This is a genomic window from Flavobacterium sangjuense (assembly GCF_004797125.1).
Classification (GTDB): domain Bacteria; phylum Bacteroidota; class Bacteroidia; order Flavobacteriales; family Flavobacteriaceae; genus Flavobacterium; species Flavobacterium sangjuense.
In genome coordinates, this window is the sequence record NZ_CP038810.1 from 2,242,805 (window position 1) to 2,265,530 (window position 22,726).

Below are 22,726 nucleotides of genomic sequence, written 5' to 3' on the forward strand. Positions count from 1 at the left end.
CTGCTCCCGCTATCCGCGCTACAAGGTAGCCAGCTGCTATCGGGGCTATAATCACGAATTGTTTTTCTATCACATAAAAAAAGCCCTGGCTAAACCAGGGCTTTTAACTTATAATTTATAACTCATAATTCATAACTCAAACTATCGCTTCATAGCGAAGTGTGACTTAAATTGTTTTATCACGCCGCCTTCCACAAAATCAACCGTAAACCAGTAATCATCCGATGGTAACAGATGCCCGTTATACGTTCCATTCCAACCTTGTCCTGTCGGACTGATTTGTTTGAGCAGTTTGCCATAACGGTCAAAAATGAAGATTTTTGCAGATTCATCCAATCCAACAACATTCCATGTATCATGGATTCCATCGCCATTCGGAGTAAAGTAATGAGGATAATCAATGATATAAACCTCGTTTATAATTAACTCCTCACAACTGTATGCTATGTCACCTTTGGCATCCCAAACATGGATGATGTGTGTGCCCATGCTGACACCTTCAAACACATTGCTATCCTGTCTCGGTCCGTCATCCAAACTGTACTGATAATCCGGTGCGCCATAACCTTCTACAGTCACAGTAATAATTTGTGACGAACTAAAGGCGCCCGTTACCGTGTATCCTACTGTTCCTGCCGCTATAACTGCCTGTCCTGATTGTACCACAGGGAAAGATGCCGATGTAGTCTGGCATGCCAGTGGACTGGCACTGGTAACCCTTACCGTATACTCTCTGGTGGCTCCTGCTACTGCCGGTGTGTCAACGGTATATGTTGGTCCCGTTGCTCCCGGTATTGGTGTCGTAGATGCATCTTCAAACCATTCATAAGTATAGTTGTTTGGATTCACAACACCACTGTTCAGCGTAAGTGGTCTTACCACCTGATTCGTAATAAAGTCAACACAGATAGTCGTTACATTATTTGCTGTATTTATAACCGGATTTGGATAACGCTCCACTTTAATATCTATTGTAGTGATAGCATAACATACCGGAGTAATCAGATTGCTGCTGTTCTCTACCTTAACCCAAATCGTATCGGTATCCGCATCGGTTTGATACGCCTGTGCCTGTGCCAGAGTCAAGGCATTGGTTCCTGCTACTGCATTGGCTAAGCTGGTGTAATAACTAACTATAAATATAGCAGCATCCTGTCCGTCTAATATATCCGCTGCATAACTCGTTAAATCAACAAGGCCAACCCCATCATACGGATTACCGTCATTATCACATTCGTTAAACTGCTGTGGACCTACAGCTCTGGCATACGCCTCTACTACAAGTGGCAGCACTCCTGTGTTAACACAACTTGTAGCATTGTTAACCACTCTGACGTAAATATCCTGAGCATTCGGAGTTACATTGGTATAACTGTTCGGTAGTGTCGGAGTCCCTGCTGTGGCTGCTGCCTGCGATGGGTGATAACTAATGGCATAATCTGCCGGTAATTGAGTAGGGCCTAATATCGCCTCAGCCAAATCAGGATTAGTCAAATCAAATACAGCGATGCCATCAGCATTATCATCACATGCTCTGTATGGTGCCAGTGGCTGAACAACAATCGGTAATGGATTTACCGTTAATGCTTGTTCTACTATTACATAACAGTTCTCACCTTGGTAGTCTACCCTGTTGTTCTCTACTCTAATCCAAACATTGCCGCCTACTAAAGCTGCTGTGGCCGGAATTAATTCGCTTACGTTGTCAACGGCATTGTCCCGCGTTGCAAAATAATGGAATGTAAGGTTCGGATCTCCATTTGCTATGTATGCTTCATTAACCGTTAAATCAAACACCTCCATCATGTCGCCCGGATTGTTGTCATCACATTTTGGGGCTAATGGTGTTGGGTTTCTATTTGGTGTTGGTATTGGCAACACTCTGATATCTAAAGTCGTGATGCTTTTACATCCTGCTGTTGTTGTCACTACTACTCCAAGGGTTTGTACCGCAGGATGTGCCGGAACGTTTTGGTAAGCGGTTGGTGTAGTAATAACATTGGTGTTATCTTGGGCATCCGTTAGACTTGGATAATACGTTACCGTATACCCTGTTCCCTGATTGATCTCAGTGTTTTTTATGGTTAAATCAAACACATGGAACTGATTGTTTGGAGTATCATCGGCATCACAAACACTCAGCGGGGCTGGTGTGGTAAGTAATAACGGGGTATCAATCTCTATTTGGAACGAACCAACGTTAAAACAACCGGTCGTTTTATGCTCTACCCTAACCCATATTGTTGTACCATCACTAACAATATAGCTGGTATCATTTATAATTGGCGAGTTGCCTTGTTCTGCTAATAATTGCGTGGTGTAATACTCCACGGTATAATCAGCAGCAGCTCCGGTTTGTTGGGCTAAAACAGCGGCTGTTGTCTGGGTTAAATCTACAGTTGTACTGGCACTTTGTGGACTACTGTCCTGATCACATACCGTTATTGGGTCCAGATTTACCGGAGCAATCGGACTTGGGTCAGCATTTAACTCTATTGGAAGAACGCTATAACAATGGGTCACATTATCCTCGGCTCTTACATAGAGGATTTGTACAAACGGATCGATACTAAAGTAAGGCACACTTGTATCTATATCGTTGTCACCCGAATTCGCATCGTCTATGGTCTCATGGAATGTTATCGTATACGTGGTCATACCATTTAACAATCCTGGTAGTAAAGTCGTTAAATCAAAATTGGCAAAACCATCCTGATTGGCATCACAAACTGTGTAAGGCGCTGTTGGCGGAATTGGTGTTGGCAATGGCTCCACTCTGATATCCATCGTAGAGATTACATAACAGTCTGTGTCAGTATTCGTTATACGGATACCTAACGTCTGAACGTAAATTACAGCGTTAGTGTATTGTAAATTGGTAATGGCATTACTGTTTGATTGTGCCTCGCCTAAACTCGGATAAAAAGTAACAGCCATACCGGTTTGTCCCAATAATATAGCACTTACCTGTGAGGCTAAATCAAAGGTCTCAAAGCCTACTGCTCCCGTATAATCACAAAGTGAATACTGCGGATAGTTCGGCTGGGTAGCATTCGGTAACGGATTTACAATTAACTGCAAAGTCACAATATCATAACAACCCGTAGCTGTAGTTTCTACTCTGACATAAATCGTCTGGGTATTAATGGTGCCATTGGTATAACTCGTCGGATTGGTGATGTTACCTGTTCCCAATTCTGCTGCTGCCTGAGTGGTGTAAAAAGTTACCGTGTGGGTAAGTGGATTTATAGTACCCAGTATATCAGAAATGGTGCTCGTTAAATCAAAGGTCTCATAACCTGCTGCTCCGGTATAATCACATAGCTGATAATCATCAGGCTCGGTAGCAACCGGAGTCGGATCAACAATTAGCTGAAGATTTACATAATTAGCACAGCCTGTCAGCGTGTAAAATACGCGAACATAAATAGTTTGTGTATTTATGGTAATATTATAATATGGACTTGGCTTTGGATTAGCTCCGGTTTGTGAATCCGTTAAAGTTTCATGGAAGGTAACAGAAACTCCCGCTGGCAGCGGTGAGCCCGGAGGTGTTCCGGTTATCTCATTAATAGTACTGCTCAAATCAAACACACCAAAGCCGTCATTATTCGGATCACAGTAATGTAATGGCAATGGAGTGATTGCCGTCGGTCCCTGAGTCACTCTGAGCAGTTGCGTTGTCGTAGCATAACATCCTGTAGCTATGTTCTCTACACGAATGTAAACTGTTTCGTTGTCATTTCCAATGTAAGCTGACGGTGAACCGATTATTGTAGGCGAACCATTCTGTGCAGCTGCCAAAGTATTGTAATACGTAACAATCATACCCGTAACGCCATTGGTCACTGTGCCTTCGTTTACCGTTAGGTCAAACTCTGCCGTAGTTGACGAACCGATGCTGCACTCATTTAAGTCAGGTGCTACAGTTACTGCAGGCAATGGATTTACAATCAAATTAAAGGAACTTGTCGTATTACAGCCTGTAGCATTGTCTCTTATATTTATCCATATCTGCTGTGGATTGCTCGTGTTTGGATACAAATTAGGCAACGGACTGGTTTGAGTTTGTGCATCGGCTAAAGTCGCATAATAAGTTACCGTTACTCCGGTTTGTCCATTAGCGATTTCTGTAGTTTTTGTCCCCAAATTAAATACCTCAATTCCATCTCCCGGATTGTTATAATCACACAACTCATAATCCGTAATTACAGGATTTGGCAGCGGAATTGGGTTGACAATTAAGTGGAAGGATGTCGTTGAGTAACATGCAGCTGCTCCCGCAAAAGAAGCTCTGACATAGATTATCTGGTCGAATGGATTAAGATTACAGTATGAAGTTGGTGTCGTTATTGTAGTACCGCCAATATCAGCATCTGTTTGTGTTTCGTGATAGGTAATTACAACTGTTGGGTCTGAAGTTATCTCAGTATTTTTAGTTGTCAAATCAAATCCACAGTAAAAACCGGTATTGTCTAAACTATCATCACAAACTACATACGCAGTCGGAGTGTTGATAATTGGTGCTGTGTTTACAGTTACTACCGCAGAACCTGTCTGGGCTTGTGAGCAGGCCGGAGCAGCTGCATCCTGAACACTCACTAAAGCATAAGTGTAAGTTCCTTGTGGTGTCGTTGGAACATTCACCGAAACGCTGTTTCCGCTTGTAGTTGAAACCGGCGGTTGCACTACTGTATTAATTGAATACGTGAAAGTATAAGGTGCGGTACCGTTTGCACCGGTAAATATAATTTGCGGCGACGGATCATTCAAACATACCGTTGTAGTTCCGAAAATTGTCGCAGTTGGTAATGGGTTTATAGTTACAGTTGCAATGCTGCTAACATTAATACATGGTGCAGTTCCGGTTAAAGTATAGGTAAAGGTTGAAGTGGTAACTCCAAGAGCTGGCACAAATGTTCCTGCAGCGGCATTGAAAGTTCCTCCTGTTCCTGTGGTTCTTGTCCAAGTTCCTCCGGCTTGTTCACCTGTAATTAAAGTATACAAATTAATAAGGGCAGCATTATTTTCACAAATGGTTGTCCCTCCATCAGTTCCCGCTATAGGTTGTGGATTAATGGTAATGGTAGCCAAACTGCTGTCATTGATACACGGGGCTGTTCCGATTAAAGTATACGTAAAAGTCGAAGTGGTTGCACCAACTGCAGGGGTATATGTTCCGGCTACTCCATTAAAAGTCCCTCCGGTTCCCGAAGTTTGTGTCCAAACTCCACCTGTTTGTTCTCCGCTTATTAAACTGAATAAATCTACAGCTGTTGTACTGGTTTCGCAGACAACTGTGCCTCCGTCAACACCGGCATTAGGTTGTGGATTTATGGTAACAGTAGCTAAACTTGTATCATTAATACATGGTGCTGTTCCGTTTACTGTATAAGTAAAAGTTGAAGTAGTAGCTCCGGCCGCAGGGGTATATGTTCCGGCTACTGCATTGAAAGTTCCTCCGGTTCCCGAAGTTTGTGTCCAAACTCCACCAGCCTGCTCACCAGTAATTAAACTGAATAAATTGATGGCTGTAACACTCGTATCACAAACAATAGTTCCACCATCAACACCCGCTGTAGGTTGTGCATTTATAGTTATTGTAGCCACACTACTGTCAGTTGTACAAGGAGCCGTTCCTGTTACAGTATAAGTAAATGTTGAACTAGTGGCTCCAACTACAGGTGTATAAGTTCCGGCAGCAGCATTAAAAGTCCCTCCGGTACCTGTTGTTCTTACCCACGTTCCACCAGCTGCTTCGCCAGTAATCAAACTAAATAAGTCTACGGCAACGGTGCTGTTTTCACAAACAGCAGTACCTCCGTCAACACCAGCTGTAGGTTGTGCATTTATAGTAATAGTAGCTAAACTTGTATCATTAATACATGGAGCTGTTCCGTTAACTGTATAGGTAAAAGTTGAAGTCGTAGCTCCAACCGCTGGTGTAAATGTACCGGCAGCTGCATTGAAAGTTCCTCCGGTTCCCGAAGTTTGTGTCCATACTCCACCAGCTACTTCACCTGTGATTAAACTGAATAAGTTAATTGCTGTAACACTCGTCTCACAAACAATAGTTCCGCCATCAACACCGGCTGTAGGTTGTGTATTTATAGTTATTGTAGCCACACTGCTGTCAGCTATACAAGGAGCTGTTCCTGTTACGGTATATGTAAATGTTGAAGTAGTTGCACCAACTGCAGGAGTATATGTACCGGCAGCTGCATTGAAAGTTCCTCCGGTTCCTGTTGTTCTTACCCAGGTTCCACCAGCTGCTTCACCAGTAATTAAACTAAATAAGTCAACGGCAACAGTGCTGTTTTCGCAAACAGCAGTACCACCATCAACACCGGCTGTAGGTTGTGTATTTATAGTAACAGTAGCTAAACTTGTATCAATGATACATGGCGCTGTTCCAGTCAAAGTATAAGTAAACGTTGAAGTAGTAGCCCCAATCGCAGGTGTATATGTCCCTGCTGCGGCATTAAAAGTTCCTCCGGTTCCCGAAGTTTGTGTCCAAACTCCACCAACCTGCTCACCAGTGATTAAACTGGATAGATTAATTGCCGTAGTACTGGTCTCACAAACAATAGTTCCACCATCTGTTCCTGCATTTGGTTGTGCATTAATAGTTATTGTAGCAACACTGCTATCAGTAGTACACGGAGCTGCTCCTGTTACTGTATAAGTGAATGTTGAAGTAGTGGCTCCAACTGCAGGAGTATAGGTTCCTGCAGCAGCACTGAAAGTTCCTCCGGTTCCTGTTGTTCTTACCCAAGTTCCACCAGCTGCTTCACCAGTAATTAAACTAAATAAATCTATAGCTGTTGTACTTGTTTCACAAACAACTGTGCCACCGTCAACTCCAGCTGTAGGTTGAACAACAATGCCTACAGAAGCAATACTCGCATCTGTGATACATGGAGCAACACCTAATATTGTATAGGTAAAGGTTGAACTCGTAGCACCAACTGCCGCAGTATATGTGCCCGCACCGGCATTGAAAGTACCTCCTGTTCCTGTGGTTCGTGTCCAAGATCCTCCTGTTTGTTCTCCTGTAATTAAACTAAATAAATCTATAGGTGTCGTGCTCGTTTCGCAAACAACTGTACCTCCGTCAACACCTGCGTCCGGCTGTGCGCCAAAAGTCACTGTTGCAACGCTACTATCAGGACCACAAGGTGCAATACCCGGTACTGTATAGGTAAATGTTGAGCTTGTTGCTCCGGCTGAAGGTGTAAATGTACCTGCAGCTGCATTGAACGTTCCACCAGTTCCCGTTGATCTTACCCAAGTTCCACCTGCTTGCTCACCTGTTATTAAGCTGAATAAATCTATAGGTGTAGTACTGGTGGCACAGATAACAATCCCTCCATCAGTTCCCGCAGTCGGCCCTGGAATGATATTTACAGTAGCAATACTACTATCATTAGCACAAGGAACTACTCCGGTTATCGTATAAGTAAATGTTGATGTTGATGTTCCTGCAGTTGGTGTAAATGTTCCTGCAGCTGCATTGAATGTTCCTCCGGTTCCTGTTGTTCTTACCCATGTTCCACCTGTTTGTTCCCCTGTTATTATAGTGAATAAATTAATAGGTGTAGTATCCCCATCACATATATCGATGCTTCCGTCTGCTCCTGCATTTGACATAGGGCTGACAATGAGATCAAAATCTGTCGTGTAATACGTAGTCGGAACAGCATTGCTCTGCATTCGGATGTAAATGGTCTGATTTGTCCCGACAAAAGCATTGATAGGACTTATTTCTGTGCCAGGTACACCGGCATTAGCTGCTGCCTGAGATGTATAATATGTTATCGTATAATCCGCAGGACTTTCACTGCCTAAAGCAATTGCTGTTTGAGGTGTTAAATTAAAGACCGCAGTTCCACTTCCTAATGAACTCTCACAGAGAGTCAAATCCGGAACCGGAGATATTGCTCCACAGGAAACTATTAAATTAAAAGGTTTGACAACTGTACATCCATAGGCATTCAGATAAATTGCCACATAAATAGTTTGTCCTGAACTCACAAAAGCAGTTGGGTTTGTAATCGGATTAGAAACCGTAGCTGCATCAGCAGCACTTAAGTGGTATGATATATCATAGTCAACTGGATTTAAAGATCCCAAAATAACACCCGCATTTGTTGTTAAGTCAAAAGTATTTGGACATTGAGTAATATCAACAGGTGAATTTGTTAAATCCGGATTTACATTTAGCGTTACTGATGTAGTTGCCGTTTGTGGTACACCGCAAACATTATAAACCGCATTAGCTGTATAGGTTGTGGTAGCAGTTGGACATACAGTTATATTTGCTCCTGTACCAATTGGTGTTGTTCCCTGTAACCAATTTATAACAACTGGAACCGGTGGCCCTGTTGGTGTAAATCTCCATGCTTCCGAAGCGGCTGACCAGTTTCCTGTATCTCTTCCAGGAGCAGCAACCCATTGTCCTGGTGTACCACCAATCAAACCTATTGCTCCAGAACCTGCCCAAGGTGATCCTGCAACTCTTCTTTGAACAAATACTTCAATTATATTTGATACTTCATACAAAACAATCTGAGATGTTTGTAGTCCCGGATTGGTTGCTGTAGAATTCCATTGTCCCAAATGATAAAAATTAACAATAAGTTTTCTACAAGGATAAGTCCCCTGAAGAACCCAATTGACCTGACGATCTGCAGCCGCAGGTGGTATAGCCATGTCTGTATCCTGATATACTCCGAAAATTGATTGAGATTGGTTTTGTCCAGATATTGGAACACTTGTCGATGGCCATGGACAAAATGACCCAGGTGTCTTTGGTACAAAAGTTAGTAAACCATTGGTTCCTGCGTTACATGAAGTATAATTATTTCCATAAAAACAAAAGTTAAACGGCAAATTAATTACATCTGACCAAAAATCATCTCCACCAGTAATAGGAACAACATTATAACTTGGGTCAGTAAAAGGATAAGGGCAATATGGTATCTGACTAGCCGCATAAGAACCTGTACCTGGAACATCAGATATGTTTGCCTGTATGTTTCTACATTCCCCTGTTGTGCATAAAGTCAAATCTAATGGTAAACTTGTTGGTCCCGGAATAGTTCCAACAGTAGCACAACCATTAGGAACAACAGTAATTGTTACTGTTACTCCGGAGTAATTACTTTGACAACCGGTAGCAAAATTTTTAATACTTACAAGAGTGTATGTGGTAGTTGCATTTAAAGCGGGAGTTGGCCATAAAAGTGTTCCTGAAGCAGGAATAAATGGAGCATAGGTATTCCCTAAATTATTCGTTATAGTTACACTGGAATTAGGAGTTCCTACAAAACTGAGAGTAGCCGTACTTCCCGGACATATTACTGAATTTCCACTAACAGTCATAGTAACAGTAGGCAAAGGATTTACTGTGATGTTAATCGATTTTGTTATAGTACAGGCTCCAATTGTTGAAGATGCTGTGTATGTGTGGACAACTGCAGCTGTTGGGGTAACTGTTGGATTAGCAACGCCAGGAGTTGTTAATCCAGCCGTAGCAGCCGGAGTGGCTGTCCATGTGTAAGGATTCGAACTTCCAGTAGCAGTAAGTGTGGTCGGACTTCCTAAACAAACTGCCGAACTGGTAGGAGTTATAGCAAGGCTAGGCCCCACTACGACATTACCCATCGATACCGTGGTAGGTGTTGGAAGCGAACTATCCGTAACCGAAACGGAATAAATCCCCGGAGGTACTCCGGCAAAAACACCTGTTGCATTATTTAAGGTTACCGGTCCGGTAATGTTATAATTTGTATAAGGCAATGTACCACCTAAACCACTTACTGTAATAGAACCGTCACTAGCAGTAGCACACAATCCATCTGTAACATTATAGGTTACCATAAGGTCATCAGTAAGCATAAAATCGTCAACAGCAAAGTCATTACCCGTTGCGCTTGTATTGTTATTCCATAACTCAATAGTAGCTGTTGTAGCGGTAGCCGTGAAAGAATAGACCACATGTCTCCATCCCATAGCCGGTAAAGGAGCTAATGTCGTTCCCGACACTAATGTTGCAGTTCCACCTGTAATCTGTACTCCGATATCAGCTTGTGAAGCAGGTCCTGTAACTAAACTAGAAACCGATTTAATCCAATAACTAAATCTGTAAGTAGTTCCTATCGTGAGTGTTGTAATTCCGGCTCCGGTATTACCTGCTCTCCAAAATCTTGGATTTCCAGCAGTCGTATTACCATCAATAATCAGCATTCTTCCGGCTCCTGATGTATGATCAGAACTTGGGATAAAATTGGCTGTATTTATTAAACTGGGGTTTGTTGTAAATGCAAAATTTCCTGTAGTCGTGGTTCCGGAATAAGGGGCGGTCAAAAGCGAATAACCGGCACCGTTAGTGACAAAACCAACCCCAGAGCCGCCTAGTTCAAAGCCTGGATTGACAATTAAATTCTGAGAAAAAAGAGCATTTGTAAATAAAAAAATAAAAAGTAGTAGTGTTGATTTTTTTTTCATTTTTGGGAACAATTTTTTTTAGCAGCGAAATTTAAGCTTTTTTGGGAAATAATTATCTTAAAATTTTTAAATTTTTAATTAATACAACTATTCCCAACAGATTAATTATAATTATTTATCTTTGTTTTTTAATTTCAAAACCCAAATTAATAAAGAATTTGATGATAAATAGTGACCAAATTAATGACGAGTTAGGCGAAAATCATATTGCAACTAGTGCTCAAAATCCTGTAAGAAATGATGCGTTTACTTTGTCCGATGAACAAAAAATTGAACTAATAAAAAAAGATGTTGAGAATATTCTTCATACACTGGGAATGGATTTAACAGATGACAGCATAAAAGGAACACCAAATCGTGTCGCTAAAATGTTTGTCAAAGAAATTTTTGGTGGCTTACATCCTAATAAAAAACCGAAAGCTTCCACTTTTGCCAATAACTATAAATATGGTGAAATGTTGGTCGAAAAAAATATAACCCTCTACTCTACCTGTGAGCATCATTTATTGCCAATTATTGGTAAAGCGCATGTTGCTTATATTTCAAACGGAACCGTTGTCGGACTTTCAAAAATGAACCGAATTGTAGATTATTACGCCAAAAGACCTCAAGTCCAAGAGCGTTTAACGATGCAGATTGTTCAGGAATTGCAACAGGTTTTAGGTACAGAAGATGTGGCTTGCGTGATTGATGCCAAACACCTTTGCGTAAATTCCCGTGGTATTCGCGATATTGAAAGCAGTACCGTAACTTCTGAATATGGCGGTAAATTCAACGACGAACAAACCAGAAGAGAATTTCTGGATTATATCCAATTAGACACCAAATTTTAATAGCCCGGATTGTAGTGAAAATCCTTTTGTTTTGTCATCCTGAGCTTGTCGAAGGACAAAACAAAAGATTGAAACGAAAAGCCGGAAATAGCTCCTAAAAAAACTATGCAATTATATAAAAACCATCAACTAAAAATATACAACTCTCTTTCGGGAGAAAAAGAAGTTTTCAAGCCTGTGCATGACGGAAACATTGGCATGTATGTTTGCGGCCCAACGGTGTACAGCAATGTGCATCTTGGAAACGTTCGAACGTTCATGTCGTTTGATATGATTTTCAGATACTTTTTGCATTTAGAATATAAAGTCCGCTATGTGCGAAACATTACCGATGTGGGTCATATTGTAGATGATGTGGATGATGGTGAAGATAAAATTGCCAAAAAAGCAAGAGTTGAGCAACTCGAACCAATGGAAATTGTACAGCGTTATACTGTCGATTTTCACGATGTTTTAAATCAGTTTAATTTTCTTCCACCAAGCATTGAACCTACAGCTACCGGACATATCATTGAGCAAATTGAAATCGTAAATCAGATTATTGAAAAAGGATTTGCTTATGAAAAAAATGGCTCGGTGTATTTTGATGTGGTGAAGTTTAATGAGAACAATCATTACGGAAAACTAAGTGGCCGAAACATTGACGAAATGCTCGCCAATACTCGAGATACCGACGGTCAGAGCGATAAGAAAAACCCACAGGATTTTGCGCTTTGGAAAAAAGCCGAACCGGAACATATTATGCGTTGGCCTTCGCCTTGGGGCGTTGGTTTCCCGGGCTGGCATTTAGAATGTACTGCTATGAGCACCAAATACCTTGGTGAAACTTTTGATATTCACGGTGGCGGAATGGATTTAAAATTCCCACATCACGAATGTGAAATTGCACAAAACGAAGCCTGCACAGGACAAAGTCCGGTGAATTACTGGATGCACGCCAATATGCTTAATCTGAATGGCAAAAAAATGTCGAAATCTACCGGAAATAATTTACTTCCGGGTGAAATTTATTCAGGTGGAAGTCCGTTTTTGAGTAAAGCTTTTTCTCCTAATGTGGCACGTTTCTTTATGATGCAGGCACATTACAGAAGTATACTTGACTTTACCAACGACGGAATTTTAGCTGCAGAAAAAGGCTTTAACCGATTGATGGAAGGTCTTGATGTTTTAAAAGATTTACAGCCAGCTGCTGCTTCTACGCTTGATATTGCAACTTGGAAACAGGCTTGCTATGATGCGATGAATGACGATTTCAATACGCCGATTTTGATTGCCAATTTATTTGAAGGAATTCGTTTTGTCAATTTAATAAATGACGGAAAAGAAACGCTTACTGCTGCCGATTTAAAAATGCTTTCCGACACTTTAAACACTTTCACTTTTGATGTGATTGGCGTTAGAGATGAAAAATGTGCGGCAGATAATTCAGAAAAATTAGATGGTGTTGTCGAAATGCTAATCGGTATGCGAAATGAAGCCAGAGCCAATAAAAACTTTGCGTTGTCTGACCAAATTCGGGATCAGTTGTTAGCACTCGGAATTCAATTGAAAGACGGAAAAGACGGAACAACCTTCAGTATTTAATTAAATCTAGAGTAATTTATAACCGAATGTCCACTGGACATTCTCCTCTTAATATCAAATGTTGAAAAAAATTGCCATAGCGCCATTACTTGTACTTATTTATTTTTACAAAATTGTGCTGTCTCCATTGATGCCGGCAACTTGTAGGTTTCAACCAACCTGCTCCAGCTATTTCATCGAAGCATTAAAAATTCATGGTCTATTTAGAGGAACTTATTTAGGAATAAAAAGAATTGGAAGCTGTCATCCTTGGGGAAAGAATGGCTACGATCCGGTTCCCGAAAAAAAATGTTCTCATTAAAGTTTCCTTAATTTGTATAGACTTTTGGCACAAATTCTTATTTTTACAATCTAACTCACCCAACTAATCATGATTTGGAATCCATCAGAAGGAATTAATATTGGTTTTTTTACTATCCGTTTTTACAGCTTGATGTTCGTCATAGCCTTCGCACTTGGATGGTACATCATGAAACATATTTTCGTTAGAGAAAAAGAACCACTTGAAAAATTAGACACATTATTCATCTGGACCGTTATTGCTACCTTACTTGGAGCTCGTTTAGGCCATGTGTTTTTCTACGATTGGGAGTATTACAGAAATAATTTATTAGAAATTTTACTGCCATTCCGATTTACTCCAAAATTTGAATTTACCGGTTTTCAGGGTTTAGCCAGCCATGGCGCAGCTGTTGCCATCATAATTTTCATGTATTATTATAGTACAAGAGTAATCAAAAGACCTTTGCTTTGGGTGTTAGACAGAGTTGTTATTCCGGTAGCATGTGGTGCTGTTTTTGTTCGAATTGGAAATTTTTTCAACTCTGAAATTGTGGGTAAAATAACCGATTCGCAATTCGGAGTTCGATTTGTTCGAGATTACTATTCTTCGAAAGACGTTGTTAATGCTACTAAGATTTCCAATGTAAACGATGCTTATCACGCATTGGTAAACGACCCAAAATACGCTTCACTTTTAGAAAAAGTTCCGGCAAAACATCCGGCACAATTGTATGAAGCCTTTGCTTATGTTTTTGTGTTTTTGATTCTGTTTTTCTTGTATTGGAAAACTAAAACTGCTGAAAAGCATGGATTACTGTTTGGTTATTTCCTAATACTGCTTTGGTCAGTTCGATTTGTTGTTGAATATGTAAAAGAAAGCCAGGGCGGAATTGAAGATACTTTTGGATTGCTTTCAACCGGACAATGGTTGAGTATTCCTTTTATATTAGTCGGGATTTATTATTTATTCGTTGCCGAAAAACCGATGGAATAATTTCAAATTTATATAACAAAAAACCTCAATTTAATTGAGTTTTTTTTTATTCTTCTATTCTTCACTTTCTGTCAAACCAGTCTTAGCATAATTGCGCCATTTCTCAATGCAATCCTGCATGTCTTGTGGCAATTCGGTATCAAATGACATAAATTCTTTTGTTACCGGATGCGTAAATCCCAATGTTTTTGCGTGCAACGCCTGTCTTGGCAACGTCTTAAAGCAATTATCAATAAACTGCTTGTATTTGGTAAATGTGGTTCCTTTCAGAATCAAATCGCCACCATAACGCTCGTCATTAAATAAAGTGTGTCCAATATATTTCATGTGCACACGAATTTGATGTGTTCTTCCTGTTTCCAATTTGCAGGAAACCAAAGTAACATAACCAAAACGCTCCAAAACTTTATAATGAGTAACCGCGTGTTTTCCTATATCGCCTTCAGGAAAAACAGCCATTTGCATTCTGTCTTTCACGTGTCTTGCAATATTGCCTTCAACGGTTCCTTCGTCTTCTTTTACATTACCCCAAACCAACGCAATGTATTCACGTTCCGAAGTTTTATCTTCAAATTGCTTTGCCAGATGTGTCATCGCCTGCTCTGTTTTGGCAACGACCATAAGTCCGGAAGTGTTTTTATCAATTCGATGCACCAATCCGGGTCTGTCGCTGGAATTTTTTGGCAGGTTTTCAAAATGAAAAGCCAAAGCGTTTACCAATGTTCCTGTATAATTTCCGTGTCCGGGATGAACAACCAGTCCAGGTGGCTTATTGATAACCAACAACGAATCATCTTCATAAACAATATCAAGCGGAATGTTTTCGGGAAGGATTAAGTTTTCAAATGGCGGATGAGCCAGCATCACACGAACCACATCAAAAGGCTTGACTCTGTAACTCGACTTTACCGGAACATCATTTACCCAAATGTTTCCATCATCCGCGGCTTTCTGAATTTTATTCCGCGTAGCATTGGCAACCAACTGCATCAGGAATTTATCGACACGCAACAACGATTGCCCTTTGTCAGCAACATGTCGGTGGTGTTCGAATAATTCTTCGTCTTCTAATTCGGGAGTATTATCAATATTATTGTCCATCTAAAGGTGGCATTTCAACAGAATCTACAACCGTAGAATCAACAGTTTCTTCATAAGTAATTTTCCCGTCGCCAAGAACCAAATCAATTTTGGATGATTTCAGGACTTTGTCACCCGCTTTTAATTTCTTTCCGTTTTGACGCAATTCAAGAACCATGTCTTTACCTAAATAAGGTTTATAAGTAATCGTTCCTTCTAATAAACCTATAGCTTCAAGTGTTGGCACAGCCTGACGATACGTTTTCTCAATCAAATCGGGCACGGAAACCATCGTATATTTTGAAGCGTTTATTTTAATATAAATCTTTCTGCCTTCTTTTACTTTCGCACCTGCCTTTGGCTCCTGCTCAACAATAGTCAGCTTTGGAAAATCAGGTTTGAAATCAACGGTGTCAAGGATTATATAATCTAAATCGACAGCACTTAATTTTTCTTCTGCCTGTTCTGCAGAAAGTCGGGCTAAATCAGGAACGGTAATTTCCTGTCCGTGATGTGTGGTATATGTTATCCAATGAAAAAATAAATAGGCGATTCCGGTAACAATTGCCATCGAGGCAAGAATTTGGAGAAAAAAAACGCGACTGGTTAAATACTTTCGTAAACTCATAAAGAAATTTAATTTGCACAAAGATATAAAAAACATAAAGGTTTTTCGTTTCGAAAAAAATGATAATTTTGTTTAACCTAACATATATTACAAATGAAAAAAATTGCCATCATCATGGGCGGTTATTCCAGCGAATACAAAATATCGTTAACCAGCGGAAATGTAGTTTATCAAAATTTAGATAAAACAAAATTCAAAGGATACCGCATCCATATTTTTAAAGAAAAATGGGTTTATGTTGATGACAATGATGCCGAATTCCCGATAGACAAAAACGACTTTTCGGTTACGGTAAACAATGAAAAAATCACCTTCGATTGCGTGTTTAACGCCATTCACGGAACGCCTGGCGAAGATGGACTAATGCAGGCTTACTTTGAATTGCTTGGAATTCCGCAAAACTCCTGTGATTATTATCAGGCAGCATTGACCTTTAACAAACGTGATTTATTATCGGTTTTAAAACCTTATGGTATAAAATCGGCGACATCTTATTATTTAAATCTTGGTGACGAAATCAAACAGGATGAAATTCTGGAAAAAGTGGGATTGCCTTGTTTTGTAAAACCAAACAAATCGGGTTCCAGTTTTGGAATCAGTAAAGTAAAAACCAAAGACGAGCTTTTGCCTGCCATTGCCAATGCGTATAAAGAAGACAACGAAATAATCATCGAGAGCTTTCTTGATGGCACCGAAGTTTCTGTTGGTGTCATAAATTACAAAGGAGAAACCGTAGTTTTACCTATTACGGAAATTGTTTCCGAAAATGATTTCTTTGATTACGAAGCCAAATATCTTGGAAAATCTCAGGAAATCACACCAGCCAGAATCTCTGAAGACATTGCCGAAAAAATTCGGGCTGTTGCCAAAAAAGCCTATACCATTTTAAAAATGAGTGGCTTTTCGAGAAGCGAATTTATAATTGTAAACGGAGAACCCTTTATGTTGGAAATGAATACCATTCCGGGATTGACAACCGAAAGCTTGATTCCGCAACAAGCAAGAGCTGCGGGTATTTCACTGGAGGATTTGTTTACCAACTCCATTGAATTAGCTTTACAAAAATAAGCTATGTTTTTCTACGGCGTCAGATCAAAATCCATAAAAAAAGGAATGTTAACCAACATTCACTGTGACTATTGCGAGGAAGAAAGCGATATGGAATATAACTTCCTTCAGAAGTATTTCCATCTTTATTTTATTCCGGTTATTCCATTAAAAAAGAAAACAACTGTTGGTTGTGAAAACTGTGGTTACCTTTATGAAGATAAAGAATTCACAAAAGCAATTGATACAAAACTCAACCGTGTAAAAGACCGCTATCCAATCCGCACGCCTATTTGGGCATTTTCAGGATTAATTATCATAACTTTGTTTTTCTGTTGGGCTTTTTGGCAATCCGGCAGGCATGATGTCGTTGAAGGAGATTATATAAATAATCCCAAAAAAGGAGATGTTTATTTTTTAAATTTTACTTCAGGCAATTACACAACATTGCGAATTGATAAAGTAGATAAGACTAATGTTTATTATACGCTGAATGATACTTCGGTTTATAAATACACCAAAGTTTTTTCAATTACGAATGATAAGTATTACACCAACAAAAAAGGAATTTATACACGTCAAAAAATTCAGGATTTGTACAAAAAAGACAGTATCATTTCCATAACACGCAAGTAGATGAAAAGAAAAGCCGTTTTCCCAGGTTCGTTTGACCCAATTACAAATGGTCATTATGATATTATCAAAAGAGGCATTTCGCTTTTTGATGAAGTGATTGTAGCCATTGGTATCAACGCCGATAAAAAATATATGTTTTCACTCGAAGAACGAAAAAAGTTTATCGAAGAATCCTTCAAAGACGAACCAAAAGTAAAAGTGATTACCTATGAAGGTTTGACGATTGATTTATGCCGAAAATTAGATGCTGATTTTATCCTTCGTGGCTTGCGAAATCCGGCAGATTTTGAGTTCGAAAAAGCGATTGCGCACACCAACAGAAGATTGTCAAAAATTGAAACGGTCTTTCTTTTAACCGCTTCCAAAACATCTTATATTTCCTCAAGCATTGTTCGTGATGTTATTCGGAATGGTGGCGATTATACGGTTTTAGTGCCGGAGAGTGTCGTGGTTAAAAAATAGTGTTAGACGCAGTTTTGTTGGTCAATTAAACTTTCACACCGAATAAATAGCCAACAAAAGCTGATAATCCCATAGCAATTGTACCCCAAATCGTAATTCTTAAAATCGCTTTAATGATACTGGAACCGCCAGTTTTTGCCGATATTGTTCCTAAAATAATTAAAAACAAAATCGTAAAACCATAAAGCCAATACTCCATACTTTTTACAGGTGCAAAGAGTATAACCAAAAGCGGTAAAAAACCACCTACTGTAAATGATGCTCCTGAAGCGAAAGCAGCTTGAATAGGGTTAGCCTGACTAATTTCATTGATGCCTAATTCTTCTCTTATATGTGTTCCCAAAGCATCTTTCTCACTCAACTCAATTGCTGCCTGCATCGCAGTTTCTTTTTTCAAACCTCTTTTTTCAAAGATTTGAGCCAATATTTTTAACTCCTCTTCCGGCATATCTTTCAGTTCCTGAATTTCTCGTTCAATGTCAGCTTTTTCGATATCCGTTTGCGAACTTACCGAAACATATTCACCGGCAGCCATTGATAAAGCTCCGGCTACAAGCCCTGCGACAGTAGCTAAAATAATTGGTTCCCTTGTAGCACTTGCTGCAGAAACTCCAATTGCAAGACTGGAAATAGATATAATTCCGTCATTTGCTCCTAACACTGCAGCTCTTAGCCAATTGCTTCTGTGTATGTAATGACTGTCTAAATAATTGTCAATTGTAATCATATATATATTTTACAAATGTTGTTTAACGTTCGTTATTCAACTAAACACATTTAACTAAAAGACTGATTTGTCCCAAATGATAAGCATCATGTTGTATGATGCCGTGAATATGTTCATAATACGTCATGGTATTCGTTGGATAAATATCAGAAAATGTATTGGTATTCATTTCTTCCAGAAAAGTAAGCCACTTTTCTTGTGATTCCTGCAGCCTTTCTATCGTTTTTTCCCAGGCAGCCTGCGAAGTATCTTTTACAGGTTTAAAATAATTATCATTTGGAGTTATCAGCACTTTTCCCTGAACGCGTTGCAATACGTTTAATCTCCAATCAATAAGATGATTTACAATTTCCCAAATGGAGTTTGAAATTGGCGGAAACTTTCCCGAAGCCTTTTCTGCTGTTACATTTTTAAGCGTTCCCAATATAGTTACATCAAGCCATGGATTGCCTTCAAAGAGATCTTCGAATAGTTTTTTGATTAATTTATTTTCTTGCATCGACTTCCTTTTGAGTAATTTTCAGCTTGCGCCAAACCGCTGTTAGTAGCAGTACTTTTCTACTTTTTCTTTAAGTCTTCTAAAATACTAGATTTATTACTTGCAGTATTATGTTCAACCATACCGAACAATAATATTATAAAAGCAAAAATAAGACATGAAATTTGGATGATGAACTCGGGAAATAATTCGCTGAAAAAACACATCATAAAAGAAAATAATAAAAATGAAACGGATCTTATTCTGCACCTCAATTCTTCTATACCTATCATATACCGCTCGCTTGGGTTTGCTTTTAAAAATTCCATCAATTCACTTCTTTCTTTTTCCTTTTTGGCATTTCTCTGTCTAACTCGATTTGATATTTTTCCAAAAAAATTGTCTATGCCTTTTTTTAAATATGAACTAAAAACATTTAGAAGTATACCTACTAAAGCTACACTTATCCACCATTTGACGGTGGTCATTTCTTTTAAAAAATCATCCATATATTAAATTTGTAGTGTTTGTATTGCTGCTAACTTTCCGCCGCTTGTCGTCAGTGGCGACAAGCTTAACGGTTAGGTGTAAAGATATAAAAATTTCCGGCGCTCGATTTTCTGTTTACGGAAAATAGGCACAAGCCATTGCGACAAACGGCTGTTGTGTGCTGGCTTTATTTTCATTATAAATCATCAGCAGTTACAATATATCCTGCTGCTTTTAATTCTCTAACAAGTTTTAATTTCCAACCTTCAGTTTTATCAATCGGTATGTAGACTATTCCATCTAAATCTCCTGGTTTATCAACTCCATCTTCTAATAACAAAAACACTCTTTCTCGTCCCAATTTTCCAATAAAATACCCCATTTCAAAAACAACATTTTGTCTTGCTCGAGTTTTAAAATCAGTTTCATTTTTAGCTTTTCCTTCATCATCCGCAGTTAAAAGAATAATCGCAAAATTTACATCAGAACTATTTTTCTCAAACTTCTCAATTATTGTTTTTCCTTGTTCTATCTGTTCGTGTAGAATAATTGGTTCAAGTTTTAATTTGCTGATAGTTCTTGCTACTATTTGTTTAATTTCATTGTTATGACCATGAACAATAAAGATTTTATTAGTTGATATTTTTTTTTCTGTAACTACAATTTTGTCATCAAAATTTGTTGGAATTAAAGGTAACCTTTCAATTATGCTTTCAAATATTGTAATTTGTCGTTGAATATCCTGTTTGCGTTCTTTTACCCAATCTGACCAAACGGAATACTCTGCTTTTTCATATTCTTTTAAATATTCATTGTCCGCAAAATCAAATGAACGTTTGAGTAATTCTATATTAAATTGTTTCCATTTATTATATTCAGAAATAAAATTTTGTTGTTCTGTTTCGTCATATTTTGCATAAGGTTTTCTTCTGCTATCAATACTTGTTGATACGACTTTTACAGAATAATCTAAAAGAGTTTTTCCTTTGTCAATTCTATCATTAATTTGCGTTTTAAACTCTTCTTTACTAATGATGAGTTTACTAGTAGTAATCGCAGTTTGTATTGTTTTTTTTTGTACCATATTTTTTAGATATTCTTTCTGTTTTACGCACGGTTCTTAAGCTTGCACACAACTAGTCTATAGGTATGATTACTATCATTCCTAATTCAGCTAATATATAAATTTATTACGAATTATCCGTAAACTGCAACCGAGTACTTCCCTACTCCTCTTTCTTAATCACTTTTCGCGCGACTTCAATCTTAAACTTTTTGCCTTTCATTTTCTCGTCACGAATGGCGTTTAGTAAGTCTTTTACTTTTTTGGATTTTACCGCGGCAAACGAAATGAAATCCTTTACTTCAATTAATCCCAAATCGCCTTTTTCGAGTTTTCCTTTTTGGGAAAAGAAGCCAACAATATCAATCTTGTTCAGTTTGTTTTTCTTGCCTCCACTGATGTAAATCGTTTGGAATTCGGGTGGTTTTGGTAGCGTTGTGGAATTATCAACATTCAACACTTTCATGCTGTAATCAAGATACTCCATTTTCTTTTCGCTTTCGTGGGCAATGATATAAGCGGTTCCGGTAGCTAACATTCGGGCTGTTCGTCCGTTTCGGTGTGTGAATTCGTCTTCCTTTGAAGGCAGATGATAATGAATGACGTGTTTCATTTCGGGTATATCCAAACCACGTGCGGCCAAATCGGTAGTAATCAAATAAGGCATGCTGCCGTTTCTGAACTGAATCAAAGCGCGTTCGCGTTCGTCCTGATCCATGCCACCGTGATAATAGGTAGCGTAAATTCCTTTTTCGTTTAACGTATCGCTAATGCGTTCTGCAGCATCACGATGATTACAGAAAATAATCGCCGCTTCCGATTTCAAAGAACAAATCAGATTGAAAAGCGAATTGATTTTATCTTTCTCTTTAGAAACCACCATTTTCATATCGAGATTGACATTGGCTTCGTTATTCGGAATAAAATCTAAAACCGTTGGATTAACTACCCGAGTATATTTTGGAATTTCAATTCCAGCTGTTGCAGAAACCAAAATACGTTTGTTGACTTTAGTCAGTCTTGAAATAATAAACGACATCTGCTCGTGAAAACCCAGCTGCAGTGATTTATCAAATTCATCCAGAACCAAAGTTTCAATATAATCTGTTTTGAAAGTGCCTCTGTCAATATGATCCATAATTCTTCCGGGCGTTCCAATTAAAACCGCCGGAGGATTTGACAAATTCTTGATTTCGGTTTCAATGGAATGTCCGCCATAGCAGACATTTACTTTGTAATTGGTACCCATTTTTTTCCAAACCTGCTCAATCTGTAATCCCAATTCGCGTGACGGAACCAAAATCAGACATTGCACTCTGGTATTGATATCCTCGTTAAGCATTTCAAAAATCGGAAGTAAAAAAGCAAGCGTTTTTCCTGAACCTGTTGGCGAAAGCAATAAAACATTGGAATCATTTAAGATGGCAGCCGAGGCTGTTTCCTGCATTTCGTTTAGACTATCAATGCCTAAATTCAGTAATAAGTTGTTGGAATGTGGATTTTTATACATGCCGCAAAGGTAGACAAAAGTATTGGTCTAAATAGTCCGCAAAATTTTATCCATTTGGCGTCCTTTTGCCAATTCATCTACCAATTTATCCAGGTATCGTACTTGTTGCGTCAAGGGATTTTTAATTTCTTCTATTCTATAGCCACAGATAGTGCCGGTGATGAGATGCGCATTAGGATGCATAGTAGCATTTTGAAAGAAGTCTTGAAAAGTATGCTTTTCATCAATCACTTTTTGCAGGCTATTATCATCATAACCCGTTAACCAAAAAATTACCTGATGCAGTTCTTCTTTTGTTCTTCCTTTCTTTTCCACTTTTGTGATATAATGTGGATATACCGAAGCGAAGGTCATTTTTGCTATGCGTTCATCGTGATGGCTGGTATCATTCATTTGAATCGTAA

At 38.9% G+C, this 22,726-nt stretch carries 16 protein-coding genes; 7 read left to right on the top strand and 9 right to left on the bottom strand.

Going from position 1 to position 22,726, the window contains the following annotated elements; genetic code table 11:
• Positions 1–141 precede the first annotated feature (141 nt).
• Entirely contained in the window at positions 142–10,509 is a 10,368-nt protein-coding gene (locus GS03_RS09890) for a T9SS type B sorting domain-containing protein (RefSeq protein ID WP_136152381.1), read from the bottom strand.
• Positions 10,510–10,670: 161 nt separating this feature from the next.
• Between GS03_RS09890 and folE the strand changes: the two genes are divergently transcribed.
• The 4 genes from folE to lgt all read left to right on the top strand — a co-directional run bounded on the left by folE (position 10,671) and on the right by lgt (position 14,202).
• Positions 10,671–11,342: a GTP cyclohydrolase I FolE gene (folE, locus tag GS03_RS09895; protein ID WP_136152382.1), complete on the top strand. Its 672-nt coding sequence runs from the start codon at positions 10,671–10,673 to the stop codon at positions 11,340–11,342.
• A gap of 105 nt (positions 11,343–11,447) precedes the next feature.
• Positions 11,448–12,926, top strand: coding sequence for a cysteine--tRNA ligase (cysS, locus tag GS03_RS09900; RefSeq protein ID WP_136152383.1), 1,479 nt, complete (start codon positions 11,448–11,450; stop codon positions 12,924–12,926).
• A gap of 58 nt (positions 12,927–12,984) precedes the next feature.
• Positions 12,985–13,227 carry a membrane protein insertion efficiency factor YidD gene (gene yidD, locus GS03_RS09905; RefSeq protein WP_136152384.1) on the top strand — a complete coding sequence of 81 codons (243 nt, stop codon included), beginning with the start codon at positions 12,985–12,987 and terminating at the stop codon, positions 13,225–13,227.
• Between the two features lie 69 nt (positions 13,228–13,296).
• Positions 13,297–14,202: a prolipoprotein diacylglyceryl transferase gene (gene lgt, locus GS03_RS09910; RefSeq protein WP_136152385.1), complete on the top strand. Its 906-nt coding sequence runs from the start codon at positions 13,297–13,299 to the stop codon at positions 14,200–14,202.
• Positions 14,203–14,256: 54 nt separating this feature from the next.
• On the opposite strand, the gene GS03_RS09915 is transcribed toward lgt, so the two are convergent.
• On the bottom strand, positions 14,257–15,303 hold the full coding sequence (locus tag GS03_RS09915) for an RluA family pseudouridine synthase (protein WP_136152386.1): 1,047 nt from the start codon (positions 15,301–15,303) through the stop codon (positions 14,257–14,259).
• Positions 15,293–15,910 carry a PASTA domain-containing protein gene (locus tag GS03_RS09920; protein ID WP_136152387.1) on the bottom strand — a complete coding sequence of 206 codons (618 nt, stop codon included), beginning with the start codon at positions 15,908–15,910 and terminating at the stop codon, positions 15,293–15,295. Before GS03_RS09920 ends, GS03_RS09915 begins: the two co-directional genes overlap by 11 nt.
• Before the next feature lie 93 nt (positions 15,911–16,003).
• Here GS03_RS09920 and GS03_RS09925 point away from each other — a divergent pair, with 93 nt between their 5' ends.
• The 3 genes from GS03_RS09925 to coaD are packed head-to-tail and all read left to right on the top strand — an operon-like array spanning position 16,004 to position 18,055.
• Positions 16,004–16,978: a D-alanine--D-alanine ligase gene (locus GS03_RS09925; RefSeq protein WP_136152388.1), complete on the top strand. Its 975-nt coding sequence runs from the start codon at positions 16,004–16,006 to the stop codon at positions 16,976–16,978.
• 3 nt (positions 16,979–16,981) lie between these two features.
• On the top strand, positions 16,982–17,593 hold the full coding sequence (locus GS03_RS09930; RefSeq protein ID WP_136152389.1) for a zinc ribbon domain-containing protein: 612 nt from the start codon (positions 16,982–16,984) through the stop codon (positions 17,591–17,593).
• Positions 17,594–18,055: a pantetheine-phosphate adenylyltransferase gene (gene coaD / locus GS03_RS09935; RefSeq protein WP_136152390.1), complete on the top strand. Its 462-nt coding sequence runs from the start codon at positions 17,594–17,596 to the stop codon at positions 18,053–18,055.
• A gap of 25 nt (positions 18,056–18,080) precedes the next feature.
• On the opposite strand, the gene GS03_RS09940 is transcribed toward coaD, so the two are convergent.
• From GS03_RS09940 to GS03_RS09965, 6 genes are all read right to left on the bottom strand, one after another.
• On the bottom strand, positions 18,081–18,782 hold the full coding sequence (locus tag GS03_RS09940) for a VIT1/CCC1 transporter family protein (RefSeq protein WP_136152391.1): 702 nt from the start codon (positions 18,780–18,782) through the stop codon (positions 18,081–18,083).
• Between the two features lie 40 nt (positions 18,783–18,822).
• Complete coding sequence (locus GS03_RS09945) at positions 18,823–19,281, bottom strand: DinB family protein (RefSeq protein WP_136152392.1); 459 nt, start codon at positions 19,279–19,281, stop codon at positions 18,823–18,825.
• 59 nt (positions 19,282–19,340) lie between these two features.
• Positions 19,341–19,769, bottom strand: a complete 429-nt coding sequence (locus tag GS03_RS09950) for a hypothetical protein (RefSeq protein ID WP_136152393.1) — start codon at positions 19,767–19,769, stop codon at positions 19,341–19,343.
• A 176-nt stretch (positions 19,770–19,945) separates the two neighbouring features.
• Complete coding sequence (locus GS03_RS09955; protein WP_136152394.1) at positions 19,946–20,833, bottom strand: TIR domain-containing protein; 888 nt, start codon at positions 20,831–20,833, stop codon at positions 19,946–19,948.
• A 142-nt stretch (positions 20,834–20,975) separates the two neighbouring features.
• Positions 20,976–22,322: a DEAD/DEAH box helicase gene (locus GS03_RS09960; RefSeq protein ID WP_136152395.1), complete on the bottom strand. Its 1,347-nt coding sequence runs from the start codon at positions 22,320–22,322 to the stop codon at positions 20,976–20,978.
• A gap of 27 nt (positions 22,323–22,349) precedes the next feature.
• Entirely contained in the window at positions 22,350–22,715 is a 366-nt protein-coding gene (locus GS03_RS09965; RefSeq protein ID WP_136152396.1) for a DUF2200 domain-containing protein, read from the bottom strand.
• Between the last annotated feature and the right edge of the window lie 11 nt (positions 22,716–22,726).